Annotated in this window: 13 protein-coding genes; 6 read left to right on the top strand and 7 right to left on the bottom strand. The window is 33.2% G+C overall.

Annotated elements, in window-relative coordinates; all coding sequences use genetic code 11:
* Positions 1-60: 60 nt before the first annotated feature.
* Positions 61-1,044 carry a UDP-glucuronic acid decarboxylase family protein gene (locus tag E0F89_RS00860; protein ID WP_131907979.1) on the bottom strand — a complete coding sequence of 328 codons (984 nt, stop codon included), beginning with the start codon at positions 1,042-1,044 and terminating at the stop codon, positions 61-63.
* A 255-nt stretch (positions 1,045-1,299) separates the two neighbouring features.
* On the opposite strand from E0F89_RS00860, the gene E0F89_RS00855 reads away from it, so the two are divergent.
* The 5 genes from E0F89_RS00855 to E0F89_RS00835 all read left to right on the top strand — a co-directional run bounded on the left by E0F89_RS00855 (position 1,300) and on the right by E0F89_RS00835 (position 6,760).
* Entirely contained in the window at positions 1,300-2,619 is a 1,320-nt protein-coding gene (locus tag E0F89_RS00855; protein WP_131907978.1) for a lipopolysaccharide biosynthesis protein, read from the top strand.
* Positions 2,612-3,349 (top strand): FkbM family methyltransferase, encoded by a 738-nt coding sequence (locus E0F89_RS00850; protein ID WP_131907977.1) that lies wholly within the window; start codon positions 2,612-2,614, stop codon positions 3,347-3,349. Before E0F89_RS00855 ends, E0F89_RS00850 begins: the two co-directional genes overlap by 8 nt.
* Positions 3,350-3,485: 136 nt before the next feature.
* The gene (locus E0F89_RS00845; protein ID WP_131907976.1) at positions 3,486-4,025 is read left to right on the top strand and encodes a hypothetical protein; all 540 of its coding nucleotides are present in this window, start codon (positions 3,486-3,488) and stop codon (positions 4,023-4,025) included.
* A 76-nt stretch (positions 4,026-4,101) separates the two neighbouring features.
* Entirely contained in the window at positions 4,102-5,532 is a 1,431-nt protein-coding gene (locus E0F89_RS00840; RefSeq protein ID WP_131907975.1) for an O-antigen polymerase, read from the top strand.
* Positions 5,516-6,760 (top strand): O-antigen ligase family protein, encoded by a 1,245-nt coding sequence (locus E0F89_RS00835; protein WP_131907974.1) that lies wholly within the window; start codon positions 5,516-5,518, stop codon positions 6,758-6,760. Before E0F89_RS00840 ends, E0F89_RS00835 begins: the two co-directional genes overlap by 17 nt.
* On the opposite strand, the gene E0F89_RS00830 is transcribed toward E0F89_RS00835, so the two are convergent.
* Entirely contained in the window at positions 6,733-7,833 is a 1,101-nt protein-coding gene (locus E0F89_RS00830; protein ID WP_131907973.1) for a glycosyltransferase family 4 protein, read from the bottom strand. The two genes, E0F89_RS00835 and E0F89_RS00830, sit on opposite strands and share 28 nt — an antisense overlap.
* A 154-nt stretch (positions 7,834-7,987) precedes the next feature.
* Here E0F89_RS00830 and E0F89_RS00825 point away from each other — a divergent pair, with 154 nt between their 5' ends.
* On the top strand, positions 7,988-9,232 hold the full coding sequence (locus E0F89_RS00825; protein WP_131907972.1) for a glycosyltransferase family 4 protein: 1,245 nt from the start codon (positions 7,988-7,990) through the stop codon (positions 9,230-9,232).
* A gap of 17 nt (positions 9,233-9,249) precedes the next feature.
* Here E0F89_RS00825 and rfbD read toward each other — a convergent pair whose 3' ends face one another.
* The 5 genes from rfbD to E0F89_RS00800 form a co-directional block, all read right to left on the bottom strand.
* Positions 9,250-10,104, bottom strand: coding sequence for a dTDP-4-dehydrorhamnose reductase (gene rfbD / locus E0F89_RS00820; RefSeq protein WP_131907971.1), 855 nt, complete (start codon positions 10,102-10,104; stop codon positions 9,250-9,252).
* Positions 10,098-10,649 (bottom strand): dTDP-4-dehydrorhamnose 3,5-epimerase, encoded by a 552-nt coding sequence (gene rfbC, locus E0F89_RS00815; RefSeq protein ID WP_131907970.1) that lies wholly within the window; start codon positions 10,647-10,649, stop codon positions 10,098-10,100. Before rfbC ends, rfbD begins: the two co-directional genes overlap by 7 nt.
* Positions 10,650-10,720: 71 nt before the next feature.
* On the bottom strand, positions 10,721-11,566 hold the full coding sequence (locus E0F89_RS00810) for a hypothetical protein (RefSeq protein WP_243699451.1): 846 nt from the start codon (positions 11,564-11,566) through the stop codon (positions 10,721-10,723).
* 153 nt (positions 11,567-11,719) lie between these two features.
* Positions 11,720-13,399 (bottom strand): DUF6909 family protein, encoded by a 1,680-nt coding sequence (locus E0F89_RS00805; RefSeq protein WP_131907968.1) that lies wholly within the window; start codon positions 13,397-13,399, stop codon positions 11,720-11,722.
* A 36-nt stretch (positions 13,400-13,435) separates the two neighbouring features.
* A complete protein-coding gene (locus E0F89_RS00800) occupies positions 13,436-14,923 on the bottom strand; it encodes a GH3 auxin-responsive promoter family protein (RefSeq protein ID WP_131907967.1) in 1,488 nt (495 codons plus the stop codon).
* Between the last annotated feature and the right edge of the window lie 29 nt (positions 14,924-14,952).

Genomic DNA, 14,952 nt, shown 5'->3' with positions numbered 1-14,952 from the left:
TGCAATAAGAGTTAAAAAAGCATAAAAAAAGGAAGTCTTCGTAAAGTACTTCCTAATTATTTAAAAGATGTATTTCGAAAAATCTTTGTGCTCTTCTTTAGAAAGCTCTTCTTTAGATAACGATTTGAAATAATCATATGTAATTTTCATTCCTTCGGCGCGGCCTACTTTCGCTTCCCATCCCAACAAGTTTTTAGCCTTTGTGATATCAGGTTGACGCTGTAAAGGATCATTGATAGGCAGAGGATGATAAACTACTTTCTGATTCGTTCCGGTCAATTTTATAATTTCATCTGCAAAATCCTTGATGGTGATTTCGTCCGGATTTCCAATATTTACCGGATAAACATAATCCGAATGCAGTAATCTGAAAATTCCTTCTACCTGATCATCCACATAGCAGAACGAACGCGTTTGCATTCCGTCACCAAAAATGGTTAAATCCTCGCCGCGAATTGCCTGGCCAATAAATGCAGGAATTACGCGACCGTCGTTTAATCTCATTCTGGGACCATACGTATTAAAAATTCGAACAATTCTGGTTTCAACGCCATGAAAAGTATGATACGCCATGGTAATAGATTCCTGAAAACGTTTCGCTTCGTCATATACACCTCTTGGTCCTATCGTGTTTACATTGCCATAATATTCTTCCGTTTGCGGATGAACTAAAGGATCTCCATATACTTCTGAAGTGGATGCAATAAGAATTCGTGCTTTTTTTACTCTGGCTAAACCTAAAAGATTATGGGTTCCCAATGAACCTACTTTCAAGGTTTGAATTGGTATTTTCAAATAATCGATTGGACTTGCCGGTGAAGCAAAATGCAAGATATAATCTAAATTACCGGGAACATGGACAAACTTAGTGATGTCATGATGATAAAATTCAAAGTGCTCCAGTTTAAATAAATGTTCGATATTTTTTAAATCTCCCGTGATGAGATTATCCATTCCAATGACAAAATAACCTTCTTTAATAAAACGGTCGCAAAGGTGTGATCCTAAAAATCCGGCTGCTCCAGTGATAAGTATTCTTTTCATAAATTAATTTTATATTTGCAATATATAAAAACAAATGACAATTTCTTTACTGTAAAGACGGATTTGCTCGATATAAAATTATATTTGTAGGTATAGTATAATTTTAAAACGATCAAAAAAAATTTGTTTATGATGTCCTTTTTAGTAAACAGCTACTGTTGAGGAGCTGATTTTTAAAATCTACAGACAGCAAGAACATAAAATTTGAAAATCTGTTCTCCTTAAAATCAAAATTCATAATTCCTCTAAAGTCACATGTCCCGATTAAAGCCTTTGCTAAACAATCATCTTTTTATGAGTGCTTTTTATAAAGCCATCTCTGGACTGTCTCTATTTGTCTCCATTCCGCTGCTGATCCAATATCTGGGGAGTACCAATTATGGTGTTTGGGTTTTAGTATTTACACTTTTTCAGTGGGTTTTAATGATGGATTTTGGATTATCCAGCGTTTTAAAAACTAAAATTCCAGAACTGCAACATTCAGGAAATGTCAACTTAATAGGCGCGTACATCAAAGCAGCATATGTCAGTTGCTGTTATATCGCAATTGCAATATTCTTTTTATTTAGTGCTTTTGTAGTCTTTTTTGATATTCAGTCCGTACTGAATATTCCTTTTGAAAACACTTTTGTTACCAAACTCTTTCTTCTAAACATATTCTTTTTCTGTGTCAATTTTATATTAAATACCCATAAAGCATTGTATGTTGGCGTTCATAGAGGAAAGTTTGCTGAACAATCAATCGCAGTAAACCAAATTGTTTTTTTAGTATTTTTACTCATTCCGTTATTCTTCTTTCCTTCACTAAAAGAAGAATCAAAACTGTATCTCATAAGTTGCATTAACGGAATTATTTGTTTTATAGTCAATTTTATTTACACTTTTTATTTTTTTAGAACAGAAAAAATCAGCCTGTTTAATACCATAAAAATACCAAAGAACAACCTGAATGAAATGTATCGTTTAGGTTTTAAATACATGGTGATACAAGTATTCACATTCTTTTTATTTGCATCCGATAATTATATTCTCGCCTATTTTTTCGGACCAAAAGAAGTAGTTCCTTACGATATTACAACAAAATATTTTCATTTTCCTTTAATGATTCTTATGGCAGGAATGGCGCCGTTGTGGTCATCGTTTTCAAAAAATTACCTAGAAAAAAACAGTGACTGGTTCAAAATGAGTTTTAAAAAATTTAATTATTTTTACGCTTTAATTTTAATTGGAATGTTACTTTGTGCAATAATTGCTCCTGCCATTATGAAAATTTGGATTTCTGAAGATTTCAGTGTTCCTCCTTTTCTAATAATTACCGTTGCTATACTGACATCATTGCGAATTTACACCACTTTTTACAGTTACTTTTTTAACGGAATAGGAAATTTGAGAAGTATTTTAGTACTTTTAATGATGAGTGTAACTTTAAAAATTCCGCTTTCGTATTTGTTTATAAAGTTAGATTTTGGGATTTCAAGCGTCGTATTATCCTCAGCTGTTTGTCTTGCAATCTGGGCAATTGTCCAACCTATTGAAGCATACAAAATTGTTGCAAATTTGAAAAAAAATGAATAAATTTTTATATAAAAATAAAAGCACTCTTCTCCGAATTAAACGTTTTTTAAATGCCTTAACCGGATTTGAAATCACGAAGTATCCCACAGAGTTGCTGTCCAGAAGAATGGCACTAATCAATCATCATCACATTGATGTAATTATTGATGTTGGCGCTAACATTGGGCAATATGGTGGCGAAATGAGAAATCTTGGCTTCAAAGGTCAAATCATTTCATACGAACCGATGAAGGAAGCTTTCCTGAAATTAAAAAAAATTGCAGCAAAAGATTCCAATTGGCAGGTTTATAATTTTTCGCTTGGAGAAAGAGATGGTGAAACCACAATAAATGTCGCCAAAAATTCCGTAAGCAGTTCTCTTTTAGAAAACCTGCCGCAGCTCACCGAAAGTGCTCATGAAGCGCGTTTTGTCCAAAAAGAAAGTATCGAAATTCGGAAATTAGACAGTGTTTTTGATCAATTAAATTTAAAAGACAAAAATATTTATCTCAAAATCGATACACAGGGATATGAGGAAATGGTGTTGCTGGGCGCAGAAAAATCATTGCAATATGTATCAGGAATTCAAATAGAGATGGCTTTTATTCCTTCCTACGAAGGCGCAATGACTTTTCATGACATGAAAGCAAAACTGAAAAATATGGGATTCCGTTTACACGCCTTAGAAAATGGATTTTACAATAAAAAAACCGGGGAACAGCTTGAAGTAGATGGGATTTTTTTTAAATAAAAACATTTTAAATTAATATCCGAAGTCTCTCGTTTTATTTTTATGACTTAAAATCTAAAAGGATTCGTCACTTTTTCATCATTATAAATTTTATCTTCATATGGAATTATTTTATCTAAATTTACCAAAAAAATTCATGAGAAATATAAACGTTTTTTCAGTGCTGCTTCCTTTTATTATGCTTATCTCCTGTAACTCTGCCCAGAAGGATGAAGTTACATTAGAAAAAAAACCCAGCACTGATGAAGTTACATTAACTCTTGAAGCTTCTTTTTTACAAAATGATAAATTTCAAATTTATTACACCGAAGAACCTAATGTTGAATTAAGTGGAGACCTTGTAATCGATAAATATGTGTATGGAAATGACCAAATGCAAAAAATTGACTTTAAATTTCCAAAAGGGGTTATTCCTTTTAAAATTAGACTCGATTTAGGTGAAAATATGGAACAAAAAAACATCTCTGTCAAAAACATTTCCATACAGTATAACGATCATGTAATTAATGGTGATGATGGTCAGTTTATGAAGTCATGGACAACAAATGAATCGCTTGTTTATGACACTTCTAAATTTATTTATAACATTGAACTGATAAACGGACTTCATGATCCATTATTTATTTCAAGTGTCGATATTGAAAAAAAGCTACTTAAATTCAGAAAAGACGATTAAGGATTTTAGAATCAATTGATTTTTTAGTTACATGTAAAAACAGCTTCTCTTTTTAACTCTTTTATTTATCTGAAGCATGCGCTCAAAGTCCAGTTTTTTTATATTTTTTACTTTATTTTTTATAGCGCTATTTCTATATTTTAAAATTCCACCGGTATTAAAACTTTCCTTTTTCGCTAATTTTTTAGTTCTTTGGGGAATTACTTATTATTCCATCTTTTTAGAGAAGAAATTCTCTCCATTTCTCAGTGTTTTTGTAGTTTTCAACTTATTGTTTTTTATTGTTGCCCCGATTGTTCAAATAGATTACATTGTCAAAGATTCCCTTGAAGGCGGCCGTTTCATTCAGAAATTTCCTTTTACAGAAGCCACATGTTTGCGAGCAAATGCTTATCTCTTTATATTCAACCTGATTTTCTTTATTTCCTATCTGAAAATCAACAACAATCTCCGTGTAAAACCTTTCGAAGTTTCAATAGAAGAGGTTGAAAAATACAAGAACATTCCTGTCGTTTTAACGGCATTAGCACTATTGACTATTGCAATTATCCTTATTAATTTCAGTACAATTCTGTTTCAGTTTCAGAATGAATTTTATAAAGAAGTTGAAGCCACAAGCACTTCGAAATATTTAATCGTTCAAAAATTTCTGTTTTTTATTCCCATAAGCGGCGTGGTTTTAGCGTACAGCTACTTGAAAAAAAGTAAGACAAAAACAACCAATTATTACTTCGTTGTATTCTATTTAATCTTTTTTATCGCAGTTGTTTTTTTCTTGAAAAATCCGCTGACAGAAAAACGAAACGCATTAGGACCTATCTACATTTCGCTGATTTTCCTTTTTTTCAAAAAAATACTCGATACAAACTTCAAAACAATGCGATTTGTGTTTTTGTCAATGATACTGTTATTTCCGGTCTTGACTATTTTGACACATTCAAGATATTCGCTAAGCCAAATGATCGCGAAACCCAATGTTTTGGTTACCAATTTTGAATATCTTCATGTCACTGATGCCTTTAATTCATTACATTATGATGCCTATCCGAATTTTTTAGCGACAATTGATTATTTCGACAAAAAAAAGGTGGTTTATGGAGAACCTTTGCTGGGCAGTCTTTTATTCTTTGTTCCCCGGAGTATTTGGCATTCAAAACCCGAAACAACCGGTTTTAAAATTGGAAATTATCTGGTAGAAAAATATAAATTTAACTTTAATAATTTATCAAATCCCTATATTTCAGAAGGTTATCTGAATTTTGGATTCTTGGGGATATTGCTTTATCCAGTTGTATTGGCACTGTTTTTTAGAAAAATGATAATCTGGTTAAAAGGCAACGATATTCTGAAATCGATTTTCGCTTTTTATGTGGCAATTTACCTCATGTATTTTTTACGCGGTGATTTTACAAACGGTTTCGCTTATCTGGTCGCTACTTATCTTGCGATAGTTTTCGTTCCAAAAGCAATACACTCCATACTCCAGTATTATGTCAGATATAAATAATATTTTAAAAAAAGGAATCCCGTTTTTGCTTGCATTCAATGCGTGTATACTGCTTATTCCTAATAAAATGAAGGCGATTCCCGTTGTATTACTGGGTTTATTCGTGTTGGCTTACTATATTAAGAGCCGTTCTGGCCAATTTAATTATCGATTTTTATTGATAAATAGCATGCTGTTTTGGATTTTCATTTTCAGCTGTACTTATTCTGAAAATATAAATCACGCCTTTAGAAAGATAGAAACAACAGCATCTTTGATCGTCTTTCCAATTATTTTCACCTTGTTGTTGCAGTCCAATTTTATACTCACCAAAAAAATAAAAGATAGAATTCTGCTCAGTTTCTGTCTCTCCGTCGTGATTTTTTTGTGTTGCAGCTTTCTCTACTTTTGGAACCAGGAATTTACTTTTTCAGAAACGATTGTTCATTATTCCAATTTAATTGACATCCGTTTGGGTCTTTTTAGTATCCATCCGATCTATTTGTCTATTTATATCGGAGTAAGTGTGCTGTTTGTAATTCACCTTTGGGACAGCAATAAAAAAATGAAAATAGTATTTCTGTGCATGGCAATACTGTACGTGCTATTTTTGGCTGTTTTGGCCAGAAGAGGCCCTGTAATTTCGCTGTTTTTAATTGGAGTACTTTATCTTATCTTCCGCTTTCATTTTAAAAAAATGCTATGGAGTGTTATTGCAATGGCGCTTTTTTCAGTAATTATGCTTTCAATTCCAAAATATCAAAATCACAATCGATTCAAAGATTTATATGATGGCACTGTTATAAAAGATTCGTCTTCGTCACTTTACATTCGCTATAATGTCTATAAATGTGCATTGGAATCTATAAAAGAAAGGCCTATTCTAGGTTATGGTTTGGGTGATGTACAAAAAAAATTGACAGATTGCTATACTTCTAAAGATATTGGATTTACCAATAATCCCTACAATTCTCACAATCAATATATGGGATTATTGCTTATTGCTGGTTTTGCCGGAATATTTTTATATTTATACACGCTCTTTTTGAACATTAAAAAAAGTTTGAAATTTGAATCTTACCTCACAGCAAGCTTTATACTCTACTTTATATTTAATTTTTTTACAGAAAACGTTCTTGAAAGAGAAGCTGGCGTTATACTCTACTCCTTTTTTGGCTGTTTATTTTTATATGTATTGGAGAAAAAAAAGATGCAGTCCACTTATAATTCAGACGCTATTTCTTTATAAAAATTATGGGTTTCCTGACAACATTTCTCCCAACTGAAGGGCTTTGAATGTTCGATTCCTTTGCCAATTATTTCTGCTCTGAAAGAGGCATTATCTTGCAAATTTTCGATATTTTCCTTGAATTCTGCAATCTCCAATTGCTTCAAGAGTATCCCTGCATTACCAGCCACTTCACTAATCGAAGAATTATCAAGAGCAATAACGGGACAACCGGCCCTCATGGCTTCCAGTATTGGGATTCCAAATCCTTCGTAACTTGACGGATAAACCAATGCAATGGCATTACTATAAAGTAGATTCAATTCGACATTAGTGATTCCTGTAAAAATTACAGTTCTTCTCAATAAATCATCGCTAAACAGCTTCCGTTCCGCAGCGGTTAACTGATTTCCAACAACAACTAACTTTATGTTTTTGCTTACTTTTAATAATTCGAAGACGAAATTAAAGTTTTTATAATTTGTTCTCGTACCGACGTAAATAACGTAATTTTCTTCCAGTTTATTTTCTCTAAAAAATTCTAATTCTAAATCAGAATAGTTTTTAATTGGGAAATAGTCATCACTGACGCCATTATGAATAATTTCAATTTTCTGATCAGAACGCACGGGACAAAACTTTCTCAAATCATTATAGGTATTTTGTGATACACATATTAGCCCTTTTGACCGTTTAATGGCCGAAAATTTCAGTTGATTGTGCACAAATCTTTTGTGCGGCGGCGAAAAATAATTATGCGTAAAATCATGAATCGTTGTCACTTCTCTGTGATTAGGTACTCCTTTTAAAGCTCGGTAATAACTGGAATGGTATAGAAAAAAATCCTCGCTTTCATATTTTATTGGCTTTACCCTCGACAGAATAGAAAATTTACCTTTAGCATTCGAAAGAAAAGCGTCAGTAGGAATTTCTAATTGTTGTCTGTGAAAATTGTCGAAAACATTTGATTCTTCATGGAAAAAAACTTCGTCTTCGGATTGATGCAGTAAATATTTAGAAAGTTCAAACCAGTAATTAGAAACGCCGCCCTGATTCACTTTTGAATAAATAATATTATCTAGAATAATTTTCATTTGCGATATACCGAATTTTTGTGAAAATTATAAAACTTAATCGTATTGAAGAAATTTCATCACGGTTTAATTTTTTAATTAATTTTTTCGAAAACTGCTACTTAATAAATAATGAATTACATTTGATTTTTTATATTTTGTCCCTTAAATTACCATGGATAGTCCTAAAAAAATTACAATAATTACTGCTAACTATTATCCTGAAGATACTGCTATTGGGCTATATACAACTCAATTTGCAAATTATCTGAAAAGTGAAGGGTATGCAATTCAAATCCTTACGGGATTTCCATATTATCCTCAATGGAAAATCAAAGACAGTTATTCAGATCGAACTACATTTTTCTCTGAAACTGTTGACGGCATCGAAATCATCCGTTTCAAACAATTCATACCTCAAAAAGTCACTCTGAGTTCCAGGATCCTGATGATGTTAAGTTTGTTTTTTGGAACATTAATAAACCTGCGAAAAATAAAAAAAACAGATTTAGTAATTTGTATTGTTCCCTTTACTATTTCTATTATTCCCGCATTTTTTCTGGCTAAAATAAAAAAGGCTAAATTATGGATTCACATACAGGATTTTGAATTTGATCTGGCTTTAGAATCGGGAATTATCAAAAGAAACAATTATGGCACCTCTTTATTGAAAAAATATATTTTTTGCCTTGAAACGGCCTTATTCAATATTGCAGACCTAGTCAGTAGCATAAGTTATACGATGTTAGAAAAAATTAAAGAAAAATCAAGGCACTCCAATCCCTATTTTTTTCCAAATTGGATATCCGCCGAAAAAATTAATCCAAAAACCAGCTCTCAACATTCGTTAATCGATTCCAATAAATTTACGTTGTTATATTCGGGAAATATCGGCGAAAAACAAGATTGGCAACTGCTGCAAAAATTATGTTTCCTGCTGAAAAAAGAAGATCTTATCGAAATTGTTATTGTCGGGGATGGCAGTTTTAAAAATACTTTAAAAGAGAATTTAGCCGCTTTTAAGTTTGTTAAATTCTATAATCCAGTCCCTTATGACGAGCTGAATGATCTATTATGCTCTGCTGATGCACATTTCTTATTTCAAAAAATAACTGTTTTAGATACAATAATGCCATCCAAAATCCTGGCGATGATGGCCAGCGGGAAACCTTCCGTTATAAGCGGACATGCAATTTCTGAAGTAAATACCATCATTAGGGAATCAAACGGCGGGTTTTATTTCGTAGGACATAATGCAGCGAATGAAATTTACTCCGCTTTACTTGAAATAAAAAATAAGACTTCTAAAACCAATATGGGTGAAGACGCGAGAACTTATATCACAGAGAAGTTTTCTGAAAAATTGATTTTATCAAATGTTGCATTAAAAATTAAGTCTCTAATTTATGGCACTGCTTAAGTCAGGAATTGAATTATTTATTCTATTATCTTTAAACTCTCCTCCCAGTTTTTGACCTCAACTCCAAATACCCTTTTAATCTTATTTTTGTCCAGAACACTATATTTTGGCCTTTCTGCGGGAGTTGGGTAATCACTGCTTGGAATCGGTTTTAAATCGATTTTTATATTATTTATTTGGAATATTTTCTTTGCAAAATCAAACCAACTGCATTGTCCTTCGTTACTGAAATTGTAGATCCCGTATGTCTTACGTTCTGGATTTTGGACAGTATTTGAAATAATTTTCATCAATACATGCGCTAAATCCACAGCATTAGTTGGGGTTCCTATCTGGTCATTGACAATAGACAAAGTTTCTCTTTCCTTACTTAATCGCAGCATTGATTTCATGAAGTTATTCCCAAATTGCGAATAAACCCATGAAGTTCTGATAATAAAATAACGCTCAAAAATGGATTGAATGGCTTTTTCGCCGTCTAATTTGGTCTGACCGTAGACACTTTTAGGATTGGTACGATCATCCTCGGTATAAGGCGTTTTCTGGTTACCATCAAAAATAAAATCAGTTGAAATGTGAATTAATTTGGCTCCAATTTCTTTGCAAACTTCAGCCAGATTTCCTGCGCCGGTCACATTGATTTCATACGCTTTTTCTGGTTCACTTTCGGCTTTATCGACAGCGGTGTAGGCAGCGGCATTTATGCAGAATTCAGGTTTTATGGTATTAAAAATTGTTTCGATTCCTTTTTTTTGTGTAATATCTAATTCTTGCGAATTATAAAATCTAAAATCTATTTGAGGGTACTCAGCAGCAATAAACTGCAAGGATTGTCCTAACTGGCCATTGGCTCCGGTAACAAGAACTACCATGCTTTTTTGGCATTTTGTAACGTTGGTAATCCTTTATCTTTTTCAGAAATAATCAGATCTTGATCTGAAAATTGCCAATCAATATTGATTTCCATATCATTAAAAATAATTCCTCCCTCGGATTCTTTATTGTAATAATTATCACATTTATAAAAGAACGTTGCTGTTTCGCTCAAAACTAAAAATCCATGCGCAAAACCTCTTGGGATAAAAAACTGTTTCTGATTTTCACCGGAAAGCACTATGGAAATATGTTGACCATATGTTGCTGAATTAGGGCGAATATCAACTGCAATATCCAGTACTTCACCCTGCAAAACTCTAACGAGCTTGGCTTGAGCATGAATTCCTGTTTGATAATGCAATCCTCGAAGCACTCCTTTTGTTGAAAAAGATTGATTATCCTGCACAAAGTGTATCGGTTCTGCCAGCCCTTTTTGAAAGGTGCCTTCGTTATAGCTTTCCATAAAATAACCCCTTTCGTCTTTGATAACTTTAGGCTCAATAATGTAACAACCCGATAAATTGGTGGTAATGAAATTCATTTTTATATTTTTAAAACACTGCAAATGGTGTCTTTATTTAAATTAGTTTAAAACTTTAAAATCGATTTTTTTTAAGTGCTCTGTAAAGATAATTTTTTTTGCTTATTATAGAATCTTTGAAAGAGTTTAATCAAAATGAAACCAAAAATTAACAACAGCGGAATAATAAATTTGAGTTTACCATTCACTGAAGAAGTGTTTTCAATATTTGTTATCGCGCTGTTGTCTTTTACGATTTTATCGTAACCAACGGAATCAATTCTGTGCTTTCCTTGTTCATTTATCAAAACATCCTTGGTCTTTATGACCTCATTTAACTGCGTATTTTCGTTAAAATAAATTAATTTATTGCTGGTTTGACTGCCATTTACTCTATTCGAGAATCCGTTTAAAACGCCGTTAATCTGTGAAATAATAGAATCATTTTCAGTCATCTTAATTTGCAGGTTTTTTAAAACTACTTGTTGAATTTTTCGATAATATTCTGAATCGTTTAAAAAATCTAATAACGGTTGCACGGTCTCTTTATCATAGGTCAATCGATTTGTTTTGAAGAAAACAGTGTGGGATGTATAATTTTTACTGGTTAAATTGTCTTCCAGAATCTTTTTTACATCCCCATCTTCTGCCATCAACTTAATTAATTCAAAGTTTTCTGCTTTATTATCGATGAATTTATACACATCGGCAATAGGCTTAATCTCTATTTTTATTATTTCTTTAGGTTTTTTTATACCGACTATATTTTTCAAAAAAACGGTGTCTCCTTCTTTAATTTTAGCCGATATCAGATCAATTTTTGAATATAAATAGTCGGTACTTCCAAAGTTTGGTGATACAATAATTTGATGATCGTATGTTTTTTTTGTTTTATCCAAATAAACTCCTACTCCAACTCCAACTATAAATAATATCATAATTACAATCCCATTTTTAAAAAAAAACTGGATACATTGAAAGAAAAAGCTGTTAATTCCTCGAAAAAAATCTCCGATATTTCTAGAAATTTGCATTAAATCAATTTCCCGATCGTCTTGATTATTGGGCACGTTTGTACTCATTTATATTTTTTATTTTACGTTGAAAATTTGTTCCAATATCTTAATCGTAATCAAATACGTTGGTTTTACACCGGTAGTTCCCAGTCCGCCTGAAGCCAATGTACTTCCTGTTTCCAGAGGATTATCTGATGCGTAATATGCGTATCTTACTTTGACATCATGAGGAACACTCTTTCTGATTTTAGAAGCGGATTGGATCGCTTTTTGATAATACGAACCTTCCATTTCCAATCCGATAACTCCCCAGGTTGATTCATAGAAAAACTTCAATAAATCTCTATTTTGTAAGGAAGTTCCAAGTACGGTTACCATCGGCCCGGCAAAAACGGCAATGCCATTTCCTTCAAACATTTCAGCCTTTAATTCATTTTCAAAATAATAATTATCTGCCGTTCCTTCATTAATGTGAGCGTTTGGAATCATAATATCCCCTTTTCCACCTTCCAGAATTCCCGCTTTTCCCATGATTGAAACCGATTCTACATTCAACAAAGTGTCTTTTTTGAACGGTTTCAACAACTCATCAATGGTTTCATAAGCCTGTTCTCCAAACGCGTAATCCATAACGATCAATACTGGTTGTTTGTCGCCAATATTTGCTTTAGGAAAAGATGTTTTTGCCCAATCAATTTTGGCGGTATCAAAAATCTGTACGTCGATATTAGTTCCTGAGGTATCCGGCAACGAAATCATTCCGCATTTCAAGGCTACTTCCTCCACTTGGTTTCGAACCGCATTGGCACCTGACTTACTCAATTCCTCATAAATAAAGAAATCTGATTTGTCTTTGAACTTAGTTTTTAAAACTTTCGTTGCAAAAATAGAATTCATCACACTATGCATATTGGCACTAATCACATGAATCGGGCGGTCTAAAAGTTGGTTTTCTTTCAAAACCTCCTTGATGTTAGTAGCCCAAATTTCCCCGTGAATGTGGTGTCCCAAACGTTCTCTCAAAATAGGACTAAACGTAATCGTTCTCTTATTATCGTCGACAATTTCTTCAATGGCAAGTTTTCCCAACCAAAAGATGACATGCAAGAAACGATCTGGCGCAGCAGCTGAACCAAAAGAGTCATAAATATCCAATACTTCCTCAAATGTTCTTCCCAGAATATTGGCAGCATGTGAAATAGCTTTCTCTTTTTCTATCTGAGTCAGTTTCTTCTTTTGAGAAACCGCTTGTTCCAATTTGAACCAATCGCGGGAAACCTCACCGGCATCATCCAGTAAAACCCTGTTTCTAATTTTGTGTGATTCAATGAAAATAAACGTCAAATGCGTCAAAATATCATAAATATCCGAACGTCCTCTTGTAATCTCCACATTCATTTGTTCCTCATCGATTCGGTAACAATTACGGCGTCTTTTTGGTGGTACAATCGCCTGAAAATGCGATTTAGAATACCCTTCATCTGATGTTAAATTGATAAATCTACATTCTTCAATTCCTACTGGAAGACGTTCTATAACATATAAAAGTCCGTTCAATTCTACTTTTTCTTCGGCTATATTTCCATAAATTTCTGGTCGTAATGCTAATAATGCTTCGCGCAACGTATCACCTGAAATTCCCATCGGTTTGTAAAAGCCCCTGTTAAAAAGGTGACGCATCGTAATGTACATTTTTTCAATTGCTGCCGATGATTCCTGCGCTCTGGAGCGTGATATGTTTTTTGTTTCTTTCATTTTCTACTTATTTTCTAACCTGCAAAGGTAAGACATTTATTTACTTTTTAACAAATCCACTATGTTTCTATCATTGGAAAGCCTCGGAATTTTATTTTGACCGCCTAGTTTACCAATCGATTTCATATAGTCCTGAAAACCGTTTTTAACGACTTTGGTGACAACTAATCTTCTTAAAACACTTCCTTTTATTAAGTCATCATAATATATATTACGTATTCGCATTTCATAGTCCAATTGTTGCGCAAAATCTTCTAGATTTTCAGGTTCATTCTCAAATTCTATAAACCATTCATGGTACGGTAAGCCTTCTTTTGGATTAATCTGCGGGGCAACCGTAAATTCATTTACTTTAACATTGGTATTAACCATTGATTCACTCAGAGCTTGCTCAACTTCAAAGCCAATCACGTGTTCGCCAAAAGCCGAAATATAATGTTTGATTCTTCCCGAGACAATTATTCGGTACGGTTTTAAACTGGTAAACTGAACCGTATCACCAATATTATAGCCCCAAAGTCCTGCATTAGTAGAAATTATCAAAACATAATTCACACCCAATTCCACTTCGCCAATCGTATAACGTTTTGGATTTTGACTATAAAATTCATCAGATTTTATAAATTCATAAAAAATACCGGAGTTCAAAAGCAGTAACATTCCTTTTTCCTTTTGCGAATCCTGATATGCAAAAAATCCTTCCGAAGCCGGAAATAACTCAATACTGTCTACTTTTCGTCCAATAAGATTTTCAAATTTGGCGCGATACGGTTCATAATTCACGCCGCCATAAATAAACAAATTGAAATTTTTGAAGATTTCACCCACTGGCTTCTCTCCTTTTTGATGCAATTTTTCAAAATACATTTGTACCCAAGAAGGAATCCCGGAAATCACAGCCATATTTTCGTTGAATGTTTCCTCGACAATTGCATTCACTTTCGTTTCCCAATCTTCGATACAATTGGTTTCCCAAGAAGGCATTCTGTTTTTTTGAAGGTATTTTGGAACAAAATGCGCCACAATTCCAGACAATCGACCTAGTTTAACGCCATTTTTCTCTTCTAATATGGGACTTCCTTGCAGGAAAATCATTTTCCCGTCAACAAAATCAGCTCTTCCGGTTTCATGAATATAATGCAGAATCGCATTGCGAGCAGCCTCAATATGATACGGCATCGATTCCTTAGTCAACGGAATGTATTTGGCCCCGGAAGTCGTTCCGGAAGTCTTGGCAAAATAGAGCGGTTTTCCTTTCCAAAGGATGTTTTCCTCCCCTTTTACCACCTTATCCACATACGGTTTTAACGCTTCATAATCCCGAACTGGAACTTGCTTGGCAAAATCCTTCTCATTTTTTATTTGCTCAAAATGATGGTCGATACCAAATTGTGTTTGTTTCGCATCTTTGATTAATTTTTGTAAAACCTTCTTTTGCGTTTCAATAGGATTATTGGCCCAAAGTTGTGTTTTCTTGTATATTTTTTGTGCAAATAATTTGGCTGCAATTGATTTTATTGACATTTCTTACTATTGATTTTAATGTTTTTTAT

Origin of the sequence: Flavobacterium caseinilyticum (genome assembly GCF_004349085.1) — a bacterium.
Lineage (GTDB): Bacteria > Bacteroidota > Bacteroidia > Flavobacteriales > Flavobacteriaceae > Flavobacterium > Flavobacterium caseinilyticum.
This window is presented reverse-complemented; position numbering and strand designations above follow the sequence as displayed.

Excerpts from the sequence above, each read along its gene's own strand:
- E0F89_RS00800 (WP_131907967.1), bottom strand. The coding sequence starts at position 14,923 with ATGTCAATAAAATCAATTGCAGCCAAATTATTTGCACAAAAAATATAC.
- E0F89_RS00845 (WP_131907976.1), top strand. The coding sequence starts at position 3,486 with ATGAGAAATATAAACGTTTTTTCAGTGCTGCTTCCTTTTATTATGCTT.
- E0F89_RS00810 (WP_243699451.1), bottom strand. The coding sequence starts at position 11,566 with ATGATATTATTTATAGTTGGAGTTGGAGTAGGAGTTTATTTGGATAAA.
- rfbC (WP_131907970.1), bottom strand. The coding sequence starts at position 10,649 with ATGAATTTCATTACCACCAATTTATCGGGTTGTTACATTATTGAGCCT.
- rfbD (WP_131907971.1), bottom strand. The coding sequence starts at position 10,104 with ATGGTAGTTCTTGTTACCGGAGCCAATGGCCAGTTAGGACAATCCTTG.
- E0F89_RS00850 (WP_131907977.1), top strand. The coding sequence starts at position 2,612 with ATGAATAAATTTTTATATAAAAATAAAAGCACTCTTCTCCGAATTAAA.
- E0F89_RS00860 (WP_131907979.1), bottom strand. The coding sequence starts at position 1,044 with ATGAAAAGAATACTTATCACTGGAGCAGCCGGATTTTTAGGATCACAC.
- E0F89_RS00840 (WP_131907975.1), top strand. The coding sequence starts at position 4,102 with ATGCGCTCAAAGTCCAGTTTTTTTATATTTTTTACTTTATTTTTTATA.
- E0F89_RS00835 (WP_131907974.1), top strand. The coding sequence starts at position 5,516 with ATGTCAGATATAAATAATATTTTAAAAAAAGGAATCCCGTTTTTGCTT.
- E0F89_RS00855 (WP_131907978.1), top strand. The coding sequence starts at position 1,300 with ATGTCCCGATTAAAGCCTTTGCTAAACAATCATCTTTTTATGAGTGCT.
- E0F89_RS00805 (WP_131907968.1), bottom strand. The coding sequence starts at position 13,399 with ATGAAAGAAACAAAAAACATATCACGCTCCAGAGCGCAGGAATCATCG.
- E0F89_RS00830 (WP_131907973.1), bottom strand. The coding sequence starts at position 7,833 with ATGAAAATTATTCTAGATAATATTATTTATTCAAAAGTGAATCAGGGC.
- E0F89_RS00825 (WP_131907972.1), top strand. The coding sequence starts at position 7,988 with ATGGATAGTCCTAAAAAAATTACAATAATTACTGCTAACTATTATCCT.